The organism is Cupriavidus necator (assembly GCF_016127575.1).
Classification (GTDB): Bacteria; Pseudomonadota; Gammaproteobacteria; order Burkholderiales; family Burkholderiaceae; genus Cupriavidus; species Cupriavidus necator_D.
The window spans coordinates 2,253,217-2,269,048 of the sequence record NZ_CP066019.1 but is presented as its reverse complement, the minus strand read 5'-3'; the positions used below and the strand labels follow the sequence as shown (position 1 = coordinate 2,269,048).

Genomic DNA, 15,832 nt, shown 5'->3' with positions numbered 1-15,832 from the left:
ACGATTGATCGGGCAATAAAAGTGACCCCACAGCCAGAAAAGTCCGAGGCCAACGGCCAGGTGCTGCCGTTTCGCGAATCCCTGCTGGCCATGCTGGGCGTGGCCTTTGTGGTGATGCTGGTGGCGCTGGACCAGACTGTGGTCGGCACGGCGCTACCGACCGTGGTGGCCGAGCTGCAAGGCTTCGAGTACTACGCCTGGGTAGCCACGGCCTACCTGCTGACATCGGTGATCACCGTGCCGGTGTTCGGGCGGCTGGGGGACTATTACGGGCGCAAGCCGTTCGTGCTGGCATCGATCGTGGTCTTCTCGGTGGCCTCGGCGCTGTGCGGCATGGCGCCGAGCATGCCGTTCCTGGTGCTGGCGCGCGCGCTGCAGGGGATTGGCGGGGGCATGCTGGTCGGCACTGCCTTTGCCTGCATTGCCGACCTGTTTCCGGATACGCATGTGCGGCTGCGCTGGCAGGTGATGATGAGCGCGGCTTTCGGCATTGCCAATGCGGTGGGGCCGTCGCTGGGCGGGCTGCTGACGGAGTGGTACGGCTGGCGCGCGGTGTTCTATGTCAACCTGCCGATCGGCGTGCTGGGGCTGTGGTTTGCGTGGCGCTACCTGCCGCACCTGCGCCAGCAGGCCCATAGCGGGCCGATCCGCGTGGACTGGCTCGGCGCCTTGCTGATCGCAGCCGGGCTGGGGTGCGTGCAGCTGAGCGTTGAACTGCTGCCGGCGCGCGGGTTCGATGCCTATACGGGGGGCTTGCTGGTGCTGGCGGCGGTGGCACTGGTGGCGCTGTGGCGGTGGGAGCAACGCTGTACCAACCCGATCCTGCCGGTGGAGATGTTCCGCAACCCGGGGCTGGCGCCGTTGTTCCGGCTGGCGGTGTTCACGGGCTTCACCATGTTCGCGCTGCTGCTCTATGCGCCGCTGCTGTTCCAGGGCGGCTTTGGCTATTCGCCGAAGGAGGCGGGCATCCTGATCACGCCACTGGTGGTCTGCATCACCGCGGGCAGCATACTTAACGGCCGCATCGTCACGCGCATCCACCGCCCGAATACCATGCTCTATGCCGGCTTTGGCATGCTGGCGGTGTCCTGCCTTGGCCTGTCGCAGGCCACGCGCAGCATGCCGCACGGCGTCTTGCTGACGATCATGCTGATCGGCGGGTTCGGGCTAGGCTTCATCATGCCGAACCTGACGGTGTTTGCGCAGCAGACGGCAGGGCGCGAGCACCTGGGCATTGCCACGGCCATGCTGCAATCGCTGCGCATGGTGGGCGGCATGGTGGGCACCGCCATCGTGGGCACGCTGGTCACGCGCAGCTATACCGGTGGTGTGGAACATGCGCTGTCCGCCGCCAATGCCGGACAATGGACGGCGCGCATGGCGGATCCGCAGGTGCTGATCGACAAGGCCTCGCAAGTCGCGTTGCTCGGCCAGCTGGAGCAGGCCGGGCACAATGGCGCCCTGCTGCTGGAACAGGCGCGCGTATCGCTGGTCAGCGCCATCCACCTCGGCCTGGTGGTGGCTGCGGTGGCTGCCGCGCTGGGTGTGTGGTGCGCCCGCCGGGTACCGTCGATCAAGCTGACCCGGGCGCCGGCGCCCGCCATGGCAGCCGACTGAAGAACGTAACCTGAGGAAAACGGATGGAACTGGAGCGACAAAGCGTGGCCGTACTGCAGCAGTTCGGCCGCACCTACCGCGCCTACGCGGCCGCGTTCGAACAGCGCCTGGGGCTGCCGCTGCCCCGCTGGCGCATCCTGCATGCGCTGCATCACCAGGAGGGCGCGATCGGCCAGAAGGCGCTGGCTGACCTGGTCGGCATGGACCCCGGCGCGCTGACGCGCCAGCTCAAGGCCATGCAGGAACTTGGCTGGGTGGAGCGCAGCACCTCGGAACGCGACAACCGCGTGACCCACGTCACGCTGTCACGGACCGGCCAGCAGGTGGTGGCGCACGCCATGCCGCTGCGCTCAGCCTTTCTGGAGGATGTGCTTGCCGAGGTGTCGCCGTCGACCATGCGCGAGCTGTCGCGCGGACTGGCGCGGCTGGAGGCCGGCATTGCATACGCGCAGGCCCATGCGGCACAGGCAGCCGACGCCGCCTGATACGGCCGCGCCCGTGCCGCTGGCGCTCAGGCAGTCAGCAGCATGCCGTTCAGCGCCGCGAATTCAAACAGTTCCCGGTCGTTGGTGACGCCGAGCTTCTGCATGGCGCAGTTCTTCTGCCGGCTGATGGTCTTGACGCTGCGGCAGAGCAGGACGGCGATCTCACTCACGGACCGTCCGGTCAGGTACAGCCGCAATACTTCCATTTCACGCCGGGACAGGCGCTCCGCGCCGGCCTGGCCGGGTGTGGCCGGGTTGCCGGGATCGGCCTGCGACAGTACTTCAAGCGCGGATTTGCCGATGTAGTGGAAGCCCCGCTGGATACGGCAAACCACAGTCACCAGTTCTGACAGGGGCGAGTCCTTGAGCAGCAGGCCGTGCACCTGGGTGTCCAGGATGGAGCGCAGCACCAGCGGATTGGTGATCATGGTCAGCACGATCACGGCCAGCGACGGATGCCGCCGCCGCAGGCTGGCAAGCAGGCGCAGGCCGTCGCTGTTGCCTTCGCCGTGCGCGGGCATGTGGTAGTCGGTGATCACGACATCGGGACGCAGGCTTTCCACGCTGTTCAGCAAGGCCGTCGCGCTGGTCACGCAGCCGCACACCTCCCACCCGGTCTGGGTATGCAGGCGGTCCGCGACGGCTGCGCTGACCAGGGGGTGGTCGTCGGCAAGCAGGATCCTCAATGTCATCTGGTTGCTCCTCGATTCTTGTTCGTGGCAGCGCCGGCATCAAGAAAACGCCGCACGTCAGCGAGACGTGCGGCGCAAAAACGACGCCAAACAATACGACGCCAGACAACTGCGTGCATTGCCCCGGGACCGGGCCAAACGGGAGACGGCCGGACCGCGGCAATGCCATTGCAGGATATCGGCCGCGCGGTCTGGCGAAACTAGGAGGATTCGCAAAGCGCCGCCGTGGCGCAGCGGCCTGCACCGGTCAAATTGGCGCGAGTGTAGCGCAGGGTCAGCGCTCGGAAAAATGTCTCAAGACTGTAATAAGAACGCCGCCGCTTCTGCGCAGCCAAAGAAAAAGGCGCTGGCGCCATGGGGCTGCCAGCGCCTTGCGGGCGCCGCCGCTGCGGGGCGTTGCGTCACGCCAGTGCGGATTGCGCGTGGGCTGCGGCGCGGCCGTTGCGGCGGCTGTCGATGGCCTTGAGAGGGGCGCGCAGCACGGCGCTGCCGACATCCATGATGTCGCGCAGCACGCCCTTGTCGCCGCTGCGCTCCGGTGCCCAGAAATGCAGTGCGGCCCATTCCGGGAAGCTGCTCGGCGGTGCCAGCAGGCGCGTCTTGCGCTCGCGCGTGACCAGCGGCACGTTGAAGTCCAGCACCGGGCAGATGCCCCCGGCCGAATGCAGCAGCGTGATCTGGGTATGCCATGATGGGACCACGGTCTCGCGATGCCCCGGAGTGCTGGCCTGGCGGCTCAGGAAGGCCCGCAGCGGGCTGCCGGCCTCGCAGTCTTCCTGCAGCAGGATCCAGTCGCTTTCGCCTTCGTCATGGCTGCCGCCGCGCGTGGCGCTGACCAGCCGGCGCGGCGTGGCCATGATGTTGTGCTGGCGCACGCGTTCGGGATCGTGGCCGCTGTCGACGATGAAGGCGCAGTCCAGTTCGCCGCTGCCGAGATGGCCGGCAAGGGTGGCGTCGGCGATCACCGGGCGCGTGATAAAGCTGTCGCGCGGAAACTGCTCGCACAGTGCGGTCAGGATCTCGGTGATGACCGGGTCGCCGATCGACGATGAAAAGCCGATCGAAACGCGTCTGCCGTCGTCACGGCGCTTGCTCAGGCCAGGCTCGCCGGGGCGCACCAGCTGGTTCCATTTGGCCAGGATCTGCCGCGCCGTCTGCTCCAGGCGCAGCGCATGCGGTGTGGGTTCGAGCATCCCGTTGCGCTTGACGAACAGCGGATCGCCGGTGATTTCGCGCAAGCGCGCGAGGCTGTAGGCCACCGTCGGCACGCGTCCCTGCGTGCAGGCCGCAACGGCGCTGAGGTCCCGGTATTCCATGACCAGGACAAAGACATGCAACAACTTCGTGCTGACGTGACGCATTCCGACTTCTCCCGATCCATGACTTTGTTTTCTCTATTTTCTTGTTGGTCCGACACCTACAGCACTGCGTCGAAACAAAGGGCGCAAGCGCGGCCTGGTGTCAGGGCAACGATCCGGTCCCTGACAGTGACAGGCGCAAGCGGCATGCACGGCGCGCGCTGCGGGCATGTCCGGATGAAAGACAGGTGGGCGAAAGCCCGGGCAGGATGCTGCGAAAACGCATGGCACGACTCCTAAATGTCCGACTTGCGTCGACAAATGGCGCAGTGACGATTCGATCCTTCAGGCCCGGTACTGTTGGCAGCGTGAACGCGCACCACGTCTGGGTGGTGCGGGCTGCCTGGCCGCTCTTCTGCCGGCGCCGCCAGGGCGCCGCGCGAAGGCGTGCGAAATTTAGTTGTGCCGAGGAATCTTAATACATGCTCAGCAAAAGTCATAGAAACTTGAATTGATGGCAGTCTTCTAATTTTGTTTAGTACCTCTTTGTCTGTACATCAATACATGGCTTGAAATCGGGGCCACCGGGCGATTCATCCACGATCACTGCCGTGCAGAAGGTCGTCATGCCCATGTGTTATCGCGGCCGGCATCTTCGTTTCCGCGATGCGCAGCGCGAATGATCTAACTGGACTCCAAATTGGCTTAACGAAATTTGGCAATGCGCGCCAGCGCCGGCGGCAGCTTGTGCAGAGATAATTTTCTTAACTCGCGCAGCGAAGACACTGAATTGCTTTTTGGCGCGGCCGTGGGCTAACGTAGGGCCAGAGTCGGCACGGTTGGCGGCGCGGCTGGCGCCGCTTGTGGCCCGCCGTTGTGATGCGGAGAGATTCGTGAACAGACGGTATTCGGAAGAGCAGATCCGCGGCTACCTGGCCGAGGCGGCCAGCGGCGTGCCGGTGCGTGAGCTGTGCGCGCGCTATGGTTTCAGCGATGCTTCGTTCTACGGATGGCGGGCCCGTTACGGCCAGCCCAGCCAGGGTGATGCACGTGACGGCCGCAAGCTGCGCGAGCTGCAGGAAGAGAATGCCCGGCTGAAGAGTATGCTTGCGGATGCGCTGCTCAAGCTTGAGCTGATGCGCAACCGTACCGGCCGCCGCAATGGCACTGGCAAGGATCGCTAGCGGCGGACGGTTCTTGCAACTTGCAATGCGCCGCGGTGTCGCTTCCACGTGCCGCGGAGGGTTCTGGAGTATTGGTTTGACGAAGTTTCTGATCAAGGCGGGCGTGCTGGCATGCGCCGCCATGGTGGTTGTCCCGGCGTGGGCAGCCAGTGCTGCATCGGCGGCTGCGGCCGCCGGCACTCCGATGGTGGCCCCGCCGCCGCCACGGATGCTGGACGAAGCCACGGCCGTGGTGGAAGGACCTGATGGCAAGGTGTCTGCGTCGCAGCGGCAGCACTGCCAGTCATTGCTGGACCAGGTCAACGCGCTGCCCGGCGGGCCGCAGTGGTCCACTGGCAAGTCGTCGGTAACCACTGCCGACGGGCGCACATATCCGACACTGGAACGCCAGGCAGACCGCAAGCGCCTGGAAGAGGCGTATCGCCAGGAATGCACGCAGCAGCGCCGCTGAGGCGCCCCCCGGCAGCGGGCCGTCACCTGCGTATTTGTGGAGAGCCGACATGCACCGTTTCAAACACCTCTTCGCATGGTGCCTGGCACTGATGCTGATGGCGCCGCTCGGGCCAGCGATGGCGCAGTCCAAGCTGAGCAATGCCCAGCTTGACCAGCTGACCGCGCCGATTGCCCTGTATCCCGATGCGCTGTTGTCGCAGGTGCTGATGGCTGCCACCTATCCGGCCGACGTCGCAGCTGCGGCGCAATGGTCCAAGGCCAATCCCAGCCTGTCTGGCGATGCCGCGACCAAGGCGGTCGCCAGCCAGGCCTGGGACCCCAGCGTGCAGTCGCTGGCCGCGTTCCCCTCCGTGCTCGACATGATGGGCCGCCAGCCGCAGTGGGTGCAGTCGGTCGGCGACGCTTTCCTGGCCCAGCCCAATGACGTGATGGATTCGGTGCAGCGGCTGCGGGTGCAGGCGCAGAAAGCCGGCACGCTGAAGACGACCGAGCAGCAGAAGGTCGTGACGCAGACCACCGGCGGCACCACGATCGTGCAGATCGAGCCGGCCAATCCGCAAGTGGTCTACGTGCCGACCTACAACCCGACCACGGTTTACGGTACCTGGGCGTATCCCGCGTATCCGCCGGCCTATTACCCGCCGCCGCCCGGCTCCGTGTTTGCCACGGCACTGGTAACGGGCATCGGCTTCGGGCTTGGCGTGGCGGCGGTCGATGCGATGTGGGGCGGGTTCAACTGGAATAGCCACGACGTCAACATCAATGTGAACCGCTACAACAACATCAACGTCAACCAGCGCCTGGACGTCAACCGTGCCAACGTGAACTGGCAGCACAACCCCGCCAACCGCGGCAACGTGCCCTACAACAATGCGGCGGTGCGCGGTCGCTATGACCAGCAGCGCCAGTCCGGCCTCGCCAGCCGCCAGCAGGCTGCGCAACCCGGCCAGCGCGTGGGGGCCGCCGGCGGCGGGGTGCAGCGCCAGCCTTCCGAGCGCGACCAGGCGCGTGAGCGCGCCGCGCAGTCGTTCGAGGGCCGTACCGGGCAATCCATACCGGGCCATGCGGGCGGGGTGGCAGACCGCTCGCGCCCGGGTGCCGCCGGCGGTGGCGTGCAGAATCCGCGGCCGGCCGGCGCCGACCGCCAGCGCGCAGACCAGGCCCAGGCCCGCGACCGTGCGCGCAATGCCAACCGGGACAGCGCGCTGCGCGATGCCGGCAACGGCGACCGCGTGCGCCAGCAGACCCAGCGCGCGGCGACGCCGCAGCGGGAAGCGCCGCATGCGCGCCCGGCCGGGCTCCACCAGGGCGGCGGGCACCAGGGCGGTGGTCTGGGCGGCGGCGGTGGAGGCCGGCTCGGCGGCGGCGAACATTTCGGCCATGGTCGGAGGTAAGTCATGATGCACATGACCGCTAATCCCTTCTCTGCCGCAGCCCGAGCGCGCGCGCTGCGCACGCTGGCGGCGGCCGCGGCCCTGTCCCTGGCCCTGCCGGCGATGGCCCAGCAGGTCTTCCCCAGCCCTGACGCTGCCGCCGAGGCGCTGGGTGATGCCATCGCGCGCAGCGACGGCGATGCATTGCAGCGCGTGCTGGGCAAGCAATACCAGTCGCTGGTGCCGGAGGGCTCCATCAACCGCGACGACGTGTACGAATTCCTTGGCGCCTGGGCGCGCCACCATGCCGTGCAGCCCGATGGCGAGCGCCGCGCGCTGATCGCGGTCGGGCAGAGCGGATGGACCTTCCCCGTGCCGCTGGCAAAGCAGAAGGACGGTTGGCAGTTCGACCTGCGTGCCGGCCAGCAGGAAGTGCGCCGCCGCCGGCTCGGGCGCAATGAACTGGTGACGATGGAAACGCTGCTGCAGCTGGCCGATGCCCAGCAGCGCTACGCGGAGCAGGTGGGGCTGGGGCGCTACGCGACCCAGTTGATCAGCGCGCCGGGCAAGACCAACGGCCTGTACTGGCCCGCGGCCAGCGAGCAGGACGCCAGCCCGATCGGCCCCGATGCGCTTGCCATGGGCCCGGATACGCCCGCCGCAGATGCTTTCTACGGCTACCATTACCGGATCCTGCCGCCGGCCAAGGGCAGCGACGCCAAGTATGGCCTGATTGCCTGGCCGGCCCGCTATGGCGATACCGGCGTGCATAGCTTCATGCTCGGCAGCGACCGCGTCTTCTATGAGCGCGACCTCGGGCCCGGCACCGCATCGCGCGCCAAGGCCATCCGCAGTTTTTCGCCTGCCGGCTGGCAGCGCGTGGCGGACCGCTGAGCCCTTGGCCCCTGCGCCCCGGCCAGCCGTCTAGGCCAGCCGGGGTTCGCCGAACTCCCCGCCGTAGGCTTCTGATCTGGCCGCCGCCTGGCGCGGGGCCGGATCCAGGTCGGCATAGACCGCGGCCAGCCCGTCGCGGTCGATGATGCGCAGGTGCCGCTGGCGCACCGAGATCAGCCCGACCGAGGCAAAGCGCGACAGCAGCCGCGACACCGTTTCCAGGGTTAGCCCAAGCAGGCTGGCGATGTCCGTGCGCGACATCGCCAGCGTCAGCGCGCCGTCGCGGTTGCCGTCGCGGCGCGCCTGCTCGCCGGCGAGGTCGAGCAGCAGCATCGCCAGGCGCTGTGGCGCCCTCATCGACCCCACCGCCACCAGCAGCACGCGTTCGCGCTCGGCGTTGCGGCGCATCGCTTCCAGCACCGTTTCACGGAATGGGGCGGCCTGCATGAGGGTGCGCAGGGATTCGACCGAGACCGCACAAACCATTGCATCCTGCAGCGCGATTGCACCAGTCCCATAGACCGGACCTTCGTGCGGCTCAAGCCCCAGCACGTCGCCGGGCAGCGAAAAACCCGTTACCTGCCGCCAGCCCAGCGGCGATTCATAGACCTGCTTGGCGCTGCCATGGCGCAGCGGGTAGACCGTCAGCGCAGGGCGGCCCTGGCGAAACACATGCTCGCCGGTGCGCACCTCTACCAGCTCCGGCTGCAGCGCCATCGGCGCGTGCGGCAGGGGGGCTTGTGGCCCGGCATTGTGGCAAACGTGGCGAAAGAGGCAGAGCAGGCAGGCTGGGGCGCCGCTGTCCGGCATGGTGTCATTGTCCTCCGGTGACGATGGCCAAGTATAAAACGCCGGCAACGCAAGCCATCTCGCTGCGATCTGCATTCTTTCGTATGGCTGGTTTAAAAATTTCGCATTACGGGGGCGAGGCTCGTTGCGTTTGTGCCATAAGCGCGGGAGCACGCCGGCGGGCGTAATGCGGATTGTGATATGCTGCAACGCAACAATAAAGGCATAGGAGGAGATCGCGTCACACGATCAGGAGTCCTCATGACCAAAAGCTTTGCCGCTGACTGGCACGCGCAGATCCGGCGACTGAGCCGTGCGCAAGCCCGCACGGAAGCCCAGGTGAAGTCCTGGCTGGACCGCGTGGATTCGCTTAATCCGCTCACGCCGGCTCGGCCTGACCGCCCGCCGGGCAAGGTCCGGCCCGCCCGGCCAGCACCCGCGCCGGGTTCCCTGCCCGGTACCTGGCAGGCGCACAGGCTGCGCCTGGCGCCGCTGCCGGGCGAACTGGTGCCGCAACTCTCGTATCACCTCTACATACCGTCCAAGGCCCATCGCGGCCCGTTGCCGGTGGTGGTGGTGCTGCATGGCTGTCGCCAGACGCCGGATGACCTGTCGGCCGGCACCCGCATGAATGCGCTGGCCGAGCGCGAGGGATTTATCGTGGCCTACCCGCAACAGCCCTTGCGGCGCCAGGTGCAGCGCTGCTGGCAGTGGTTCGACCTGGGCGCCGCTGAGGGCGGACGCGAGGCGCAGGCGGTGGCCGCGCTGATCGATGCGCTGGCTGCGCGCCACGACGTGCGCGAGCGCGAGATCTACCTGGCCGGCATGTCCGCCGGCGCGGCCATGGCCGCGGTGGTGGCGTTGCGCTACCCGGGCAAGGTGGCGGCCGCGGCGCTGCATTCCGGCGTGGTCATCGGCGCCGCCGACAACCCGCGCGCCGGCCTGCGGGCCATGCAGCAAGGCTCGGCGGCCGATCCGTCATGGCTGCTGGATGCCGCCGGCGTGACGCCGGGCGGTCCCGAGATGCCCGCGCTGGTGATCCACGGCCTGGCCGACGACGCGGTCCATCCGGTCAATGGCCGTCTGCTGGCGCGGCAGTTCCTGGCTTACAACGGCCTGGAAGACCGGCTCGCCGGTGCGCCCGCGCAGTCCGGCCCGGAGGACGAAGCGCCGGGCCGGTCTCATGAATACCGCTTCGGCCGCTGGCGCCGCGACCTGGTCACGCTGGTGGAAGTGGAGGGCTTGGGCCACGCCTGGAGCGGCGGCGATGCCAGCTATGGCTACCACAGCGATATCGGCCCGGATGCCAGCACGATGATGTGGCAGTTCTTCAGCCAGCACCGCCGTTGAAGTCGGGCAGCACCAATGCGCATCAAGCGCGCACAAGTAAAGGGAGGGCGCCTGCCCTCCCTTTTTCCTTGCAGCAGCCGCGTCAGCCGCGCGAGCGGTCCTTGACGAACAGCGCAGTCACCATGCCCAGCACGCACAGCGCGACCACATAGTGGGCCGGTGCCAGCGGATCCTGCTTCAGCATCAGCGTGACGACCATCGGCGTCAGCCCGCCGAAGATCGCATACGACACGTTGTACGAGAATGACAGGCCCGAGAAGCGCACCTGCGCCGGGAACGCATTGACCAGCACGAACGGCACCGCGCCGATGGTGCCGACCAGGAAGCCGGTCAGCGCATAGAGCGGCAGCAGCAGGTCGGGGCGGGTGAAGATCGTCGTGTAGAACATATAGGCGCAGATGGCCAGCAGCAGGCCGCCGACGAACAGCGTGCGGCGCGCACCGATGCGGTCGGCTAATGCGCCGGAGACGACACAGCCGATCGTCAGGCACAGCGTGGCGACGCTGTTGGCGACCAGTGCCGTGCGCGCGTCAAAGCCATACAGCTTCTGCAGGAAGGTGGGCGTCATCAGGATCACCACCACGATGCCGGCCGACAGCATCCAGGTCAGCAGCATCGACACCGCGACGCTGCCGCGGTGGTTGCGCACCACCGACTTCAGCGGCATTTCCGCGGCCAGCGCCTTGCGCTTCTGCAGTTCGGCGAAGACCGGCGTCTCATGCAGCCAGCGCCGCAGGTACATCGAGGCGATGCCGAACACGCCGCCGATCAGGAACGGCACGCGCCAGCCGTGGTCGGCCAGCTCGGCCGGGGTGAAGACGCTGTTGATGCCGGTGGCGACCAGCGAACCCAGCAGGATGCCGGCAGTCAGCCCCGCGGTCAGCGTGCCGCAGGCATAGCCGACATGGCGCGCCGGCACGTGCTCCGATACGAACACCCAGGCGCCGGGCACTTCGCCGCCGACGGCCGCGCCTTGCAGGATGCGCAGCACCAGCAGCAGCACCGGCGCGGCCAGGCCGATCGACTGGTAGGTGGGCATCAGGCCCATCAGCAGCGTGGGCACCGACATCAGCAGGATCGACAGCGTGAACATCTTCTTGCGGCCGAGCAGGTCACCGAAGTGCGCCATGATGATGCCGCCCAGCGGCCGGGCCAGGTAGCCGGCCGCGAAAATGCCGAAGGTCTGCAACTGGCGCAGCCAGTCCGGCACCGACGGCGGGAAGAACAGCTGCCCGATGACCGTCGCGAAAAAAACGAAGATGATGAAGTCGTAGAACTCAAGGGCGCCGCCAAGCGCGGCAAGGGCAAGGGTCTTGTAATCCTGGCCGGTCAGCGGGCGCGCGCTGGCTCGCGGCGCGCCGATACCTGCGGCGGTACTGCTGGTGGTAGACATGAATGGACTCGCATGGAAGAGATCGCATGCGAAGCGCGCAGCACGGAATACGTGATGGGTGTGGCCGGAGGGTACAGCGCAGGGGAGGCAGGCCCGATGTGGCGGGTAAGCCGCAGGCTTGCGACGAAACGCTTCGCAAAGGGCGTAAAGATACCAGATCGGCCTACGCAGCGTTGAGGGGTCAATTCTGATTTCTTTGCTTTGTCCGAAACCGTTGCCATAATGTCGAAAAATGTGAAATCCGGGGCACAAACCATCGTGCAGCGCCGGAATGCGGGGTCAGATCTTCTGGAACGACATGGCTTTCAAGCAATCCATCCAGGCAGTGGCTGCCACGCCACGCGGCCGGCTGACGACGCGCGTCGCCGGCGGCGTGGTCGCGGCGCTCGCGGTGTTTGGGCTGGCCGGGTATTTTGGCGGCCCGCCGCTGCTCAAATACCTGATTGAAAAGAACGCGACCGACGCGCTGGGGCGCAAGGTTACGCTGGGCAGGGCCCACGTGCGCCCGTTCGAGCTGGCGGCCACGCTGACCGATCTCACTATCTATGAGCGCGATGGCAAGACCCCCGCGCTGACGCTGGGCGAGGCCGAGGCCAATACCTCGCTGGCCTCGGTCTGGCACCTGGCGCCGGTGGTGGACAACCTCCACGTCGACCGGCTGGCCGTGCACGTGGTGCGCGACGCCGACGGCCGCATGAGCTTTGCCGACGTCCAGGAGAAGCTTGCTGCCCTGCCGCCCAAGCCGCCCGATGCCAAGCCGGCGCGCTTTTCGGTCAACAACATCGCAGTTACCGGCAGCAGCTTCGGCTATGACGACAAGCAGCTCGGTTCCAGCCTGCGCGTCGACAACCTGACGCTGACCCTGCCGTTCCTGTCGAACCTGCCGCATGACGTCGAGATCGTGACGCGGCCCACGCTGAGCGCACGGGTCAACGGCACGCCGCTGGCGCTGGACGGCGAAGTGCTGCCGTTTGCCGATTCGCGCCAGACCCGGCTCAACGTCAACCTAGACGGCCTGGAGGTCGCGCGCCTGATGGCGTTCGCGCCGCCGCTGCGCGATGCCGAGGTCAAGTCCGGCAAGCTCGATACGCGCCTGACCGTGGCATTCCGACAGCAGAAGGACACGCAGGAGATGCTGGTGATGGGCACGGCCGCGTTGCGCGATGCCGAGGTCGTCACGCGCGTCGGCCAGCCGCTGGTCAAGAGCGGCCGCCTGGCGGTGGATATCGGCAAGCTCGAGCCGCTGGCTCACCGCGCGCAGCTGCGCAGCGTTGAGATCGAGGGGCTGGGCGTGGAAGCCGCGCGGCGCGCGGATGGCTCGCTGAACCTGGCCACGGCGTTCCTGCCACAGGCGGTCAGCAAATCCACGGATGGCGTGGCGCCCGCGCCGGCGCCTGCCTCGGCGCCGGCAGCGGCCGCCGCCTCGGGGGTGCAGGCGGCGCCGGCCAAGGCGGCGCCAAAAGACGTGCCGTGGCGCTATGCGGTCGACCGCATCGTCGTCAGGCAGGCCCGGCTGGGGTTTGAAGATGCGCTGGCGCCATCGGGCCCGGGCAAGCTTGCACTCGGCCCGCTCGATGCCGAGGTCAAGGGCTTCGCCGGCACCGACGGCGACAAGCCGGCCAGGATCGAGGCCACGCTGACCGTGGCCGATGGCCAGACCCTGCACCATGCCGGCGACCTGCTGCTGCGCGACGGCTCGATGGCCGGCACGCTGGAAACCACCGGCCTGCGGCCGCAGGGGTTTGCCGCATGGTGGCCGCGCGAGCTGCGCAGCCAGTTCGGCACTACCGCGGTCAATGCCGAACTGAACTACCGCATGTCGTGGGGCACGCCGCAGTTCCAGTTCGTGCTGGAAAAATCGCGGCTGGAACTGGCGCCGCTCTACGTGGCCACGCGCGATCCGGTGACGATGCCGGTTCCGGCCGCCGCACGCGATGCCGATGCCAGTGCAAGACCCGCCGGCAACGACAATGCCGCCCCGCGCAGCGCACGCCGCGCGCGTGAGCGCGCCGCCGACCGCGAGGGCGCCAACCTGCCGCTGCTGCAGGCTGAAAAACTGGTGCTGGACGATATCCAGTTCGACCTGGCCAAGCAGACCTTCGCCACCAGCCAGGTCACCCTGGCCAGGCCGCAGCTCGCTGCCACGCGCGACCACAGCGGCGAGCTGATCGAGATGGCGCGCCTGTGGGCTACCGAATCGGCGCAGCAGGTGCGCGCCACGCCGCGCCGGAATGGAGCAGCCGCACCCGCCACCAACGGCAAGCCAGCGGGTGGCGGCTGGAAGGCAGACATCGGCAAGGTCACGGTGGAAGGCGGCAGCGCCCGCCTGGCCGACTACCAGCCGGCCGGGGCCAACCGCGGCCGCCCGGTGATCCACCAGTTCCGCAATATCGCGCTGAGCACCGGCTCGGTCGCCTGGCCGCTGACGCCGGCGGCGGTGCCGCTCAAGCTGCATGCCGAATCCGGTCGCCGCGGCGTGATCGGCGTCGATGGCACGGTGTTGCCGACCGTCCCCGCCAGCCGGCTGCAGCTGGACCTGCGCGAGGTCGAGGTGAGCCCGCTCCAGCCCTATCTGGCTGACCGCTTCAACGCCGCCCTGCGCACCGGCACGCTGACGGCAAGGGGCAAGCTCAATGTCGATGCGCCAACCGGCAAGCCCATCGCCGCGCAGTTCAGCGGCAACGTGCAAACCGGCAACGTGCGCACGGTGGACCGCGTCAGCGGCGAAGACTTCCTGCGCTGGCGTTCGCTGGCGGTATCGGGCATCGACTTCGCCATGGACGAGAGCAAGGGCCCGATGCGCGTGAGCCTGGGCAATGTCGCGCTGTCTGACTTCTATGCCCGCGTGATCCTGAACGCCAACGGCCGCCTGAACCTGCAGGACGTGATGGCCGGCGGCGCCGAGAAGGGCGAGGCGGCGCCATCGACCAGCCTGACGCAGGCCAACCCGGCCTCGGCGCCGGCAACGCCGCCGGTGCAGACCGGTGATACGCGTACGGCCCAGGTCGAGCAGAAGCCGGGCGGCCCCAAGCCGCAGGTGCGCATCGGCGGGGTCTCGGTCGAGAAGGGCAATATCAATTTCTCGGACTTCTTCGTCAAGCCCAACTACACGGCCAACCTGACCGGCATGAAGGGCAAGGTGTCCAAGGTGTCGTCGGGCGACCCCACGCCGGCCGACCTGGTGCTGGATGGCCGCATCGACGACGATGCGCCGGTCAATATCAGCGGCAAGCTCAATCCGCTGGGTGAGCAGCTGTTCCTGGACATTGCCGCCAAGGCCTCGGGCGTGGAACTGACGCGGCTCACGCCGTATGCGGCCAAGTACGCCGGCTACCCGATCACCAAGGGCAAGCTGACGGTGGACGTGGCCTACAAGATCGAGAACGGCAAGCTCGATGCGAGCAACCACCTGTTCCTGGACCAGCTCACCTTCGGCGAGCGCGTCGACAGCCCGGATGCGACCAAGCTGCCGGTGCTGCTGGCGGTGTCGCTGCTGAAGGACCGCAACGGCGTGATCGACGTGAACCTGCCGGTGTCGGGCTCGTTGTCGGATCCGGAGTTCAGCATCGGCGGCGTGATCGTGCGCGTGATCGTCAATCTGCTGACCAAGGCGATCACGTCGCCGTTCTCGCTGATCGCCTCGGCCTTTGGCGGCGGCGGGGGCGAGGAGCTGGGCTATGTCGAGTTCGCGCCCGGCACCGCGGCGCTGACGCCGGCGGCCAGGGACAAGATCACCAAGCTGGGCCAGGCGCTCAATGACAGGCCCGCGCTGCGGCTGGAAATCAGCGGCCGCATCGACCCGGCCACCGACGAGGCCGGCGCGCGCCGCGCGTGGCTGGATGCGCGCGTGGCCGAGCAGAAGCGGCGCGACCAGCGCGACAGCGCACAGGTGGGCGGCGAGGCCGACAACGACGAAGCCGGCGAGCAGGGCGCCGAGATCAAGGTCTCGAAACAGGAGTACCCGAAGTACCTGGAGCAGGTCTACAAGCGCACATCGATGAAGAAGCCGCGCAACTTCGTCGGCTTCACCAAATCCCTGCCGCCCGAGGAAATGGAAAAGCTGCTGATGGCCAACGCCACGGTCACCGAGGCCGACCTGAAGCGCCTGGCCGAGCAACGCGCACTGGTGGTCAAGCAGTCGCTCGAACGCGAGGGCAAGGTGTCGGAGAGCCGGCTGTTCCTGACCGCGCCCAAGCTCAGCGCCGAGGGCATCAAGGACAAGGGCGCGCCCAACCGCGTGGACTTCTCCATTCGCGGCTAGCCGGGGCGGCAGCGCCGCACGGTGCGGCGCCGCCACAGGCCCG

Annotated in this window: 12 protein-coding genes; 8 read left to right on the top strand and 4 right to left on the bottom strand. The window is 67.7% G+C overall.

Going from position 1 to position 15,832, the window contains the following annotated elements:
- Positions 1–90: 90 nt before the first annotated feature.
- Entirely contained in the window at positions 91–1,617 is a 1,527-nt protein-coding gene (locus I6H87_RS29270) for an MFS transporter (protein ID WP_231881519.1), read from the top strand.
- A 23-nt stretch (positions 1,618–1,640) separates the two neighbouring features.
- Positions 1,641–2,102: a MarR family winged helix-turn-helix transcriptional regulator gene (locus I6H87_RS29265; protein WP_010811054.1), complete on the top strand. Its 462-nt coding sequence runs from the start codon at positions 1,641–1,643 to the stop codon at positions 2,100–2,102.
- Positions 2,103–2,128: 26 nt separating this feature from the next.
- Here I6H87_RS29265 and I6H87_RS29260 read toward each other — a convergent pair whose 3' ends face one another.
- Positions 2,129–2,794, bottom strand: a complete 666-nt coding sequence (locus I6H87_RS29260; RefSeq protein ID WP_010811055.1) for a response regulator — start codon at positions 2,792–2,794, stop codon at positions 2,129–2,131.
- 401 nt (positions 2,795–3,195) lie between these two features.
- Complete coding sequence (locus I6H87_RS29255) at positions 3,196–4,155, bottom strand: LysR family transcriptional regulator (protein WP_010811056.1); 960 nt, start codon at positions 4,153–4,155, stop codon at positions 3,196–3,198.
- Positions 4,156–4,985: 830 nt separating this feature from the next.
- Here I6H87_RS29255 and I6H87_RS29250 point away from each other — a divergent pair.
- From I6H87_RS29250 to I6H87_RS29235, 4 genes are all read left to right on the top strand, one after another.
- Positions 4,986–5,276, top strand: a complete 291-nt coding sequence (locus I6H87_RS29250; protein WP_010811057.1) for a transposase — start codon at positions 4,986–4,988, stop codon at positions 5,274–5,276.
- A 76-nt stretch (positions 5,277–5,352) separates the two neighbouring features.
- Positions 5,353–5,727, top strand: coding sequence for a hypothetical protein (locus I6H87_RS29245; protein ID WP_041688188.1), 375 nt, complete (start codon positions 5,353–5,355; stop codon positions 5,725–5,727).
- 49 nt (positions 5,728–5,776) lie between these two features.
- Positions 5,777–7,123 carry a DUF3300 domain-containing protein gene (locus I6H87_RS29240; protein WP_010811059.1) on the top strand — a complete coding sequence of 449 codons (1,347 nt, stop codon included), beginning with the start codon at positions 5,777–5,779 and terminating at the stop codon, positions 7,121–7,123.
- Positions 7,124–7,126: 3 nt separating this feature from the next.
- On the top strand, positions 7,127–7,996 hold the full coding sequence (locus I6H87_RS29235) for a DUF2950 domain-containing protein (protein WP_011617628.1): 870 nt from the start codon (positions 7,127–7,129) through the stop codon (positions 7,994–7,996).
- Between the two features lie 30 nt (positions 7,997–8,026).
- Here the strand turns inward: I6H87_RS29235 and I6H87_RS29230 are convergent, their stop codons facing one another.
- Entirely contained in the window at positions 8,027–8,806 is a 780-nt protein-coding gene (locus I6H87_RS29230; RefSeq protein ID WP_011617627.1) for a Crp/Fnr family transcriptional regulator, read from the bottom strand.
- A gap of 240 nt (positions 8,807–9,046) precedes the next feature.
- On the opposite strand from I6H87_RS29230, the gene I6H87_RS29225 reads away from it, so the two are divergent.
- Positions 9,047–10,135 carry an extracellular catalytic domain type 1 short-chain-length polyhydroxyalkanoate depolymerase gene (locus I6H87_RS29225; RefSeq protein WP_010811062.1) on the top strand — a complete coding sequence of 363 codons (1,089 nt, stop codon included), beginning with the start codon at positions 9,047–9,049 and terminating at the stop codon, positions 10,133–10,135.
- Positions 10,136–10,217: 82 nt separating this feature from the next.
- On the opposite strand, the gene I6H87_RS29220 is transcribed toward I6H87_RS29225, so the two are convergent.
- Positions 10,218–11,528, bottom strand: a complete 1,311-nt coding sequence (locus I6H87_RS29220; RefSeq protein ID WP_011617626.1) for an MFS transporter — start codon at positions 11,526–11,528, stop codon at positions 10,218–10,220.
- A gap of 271 nt (positions 11,529–11,799) precedes the next feature.
- Here I6H87_RS29220 and I6H87_RS29215 point away from each other — a divergent pair, with 271 nt between their 5' ends.
- On the top strand, positions 11,800–15,789 hold the full coding sequence (locus tag I6H87_RS29215) for a DUF748 domain-containing protein (RefSeq protein WP_011617625.1): 3,990 nt from the start codon (positions 11,800–11,802) through the stop codon (positions 15,787–15,789).
- Positions 15,790–15,832 lie beyond the last annotated feature (43 nt).

Coding starts and splice junctions, on each gene's coding strand:
- I6H87_RS29270 (WP_231881519.1), top strand. CDS start 91: ATGCTGGGCGTGGCCTTTGTGGTGATGCTGGTGGCGCTGGACCAGACT.
- I6H87_RS29265 (WP_010811054.1), top strand. CDS start 1,641: ATGGAACTGGAGCGACAAAGCGTGGCCGTACTGCAGCAGTTCGGCCGC.
- I6H87_RS29260 (WP_010811055.1), bottom strand. CDS start 2,794: ATGACATTGAGGATCCTGCTTGCCGACGACCACCCCCTGGTCAGCGCA.
- I6H87_RS29255 (WP_010811056.1), bottom strand. CDS start 4,155: ATGCGTCACGTCAGCACGAAGTTGTTGCATGTCTTTGTCCTGGTCATG.
- I6H87_RS29240 (WP_010811059.1), top strand. CDS start 5,777: ATGCACCGTTTCAAACACCTCTTCGCATGGTGCCTGGCACTGATGCTG.
- I6H87_RS29235 (WP_011617628.1), top strand. CDS start 7,127: ATGATGCACATGACCGCTAATCCCTTCTCTGCCGCAGCCCGAGCGCGC.
- I6H87_RS29230 (WP_011617627.1), bottom strand. CDS start 8,806: ATGCCGGACAGCGGCGCCCCAGCCTGCCTGCTCTGCCTCTTTCGCCAC.
- I6H87_RS29225 (WP_010811062.1), top strand. CDS start 9,047: ATGACCAAAAGCTTTGCCGCTGACTGGCACGCGCAGATCCGGCGACTG.
- I6H87_RS29220 (WP_011617626.1), bottom strand. CDS start 11,528: ATGTCTACCACCAGCAGTACCGCCGCAGGTATCGGCGCGCCGCGAGCC.
- I6H87_RS29215 (WP_011617625.1), top strand. CDS start 11,800: ATGCGGGGTCAGATCTTCTGGAACGACATGGCTTTCAAGCAATCCATC.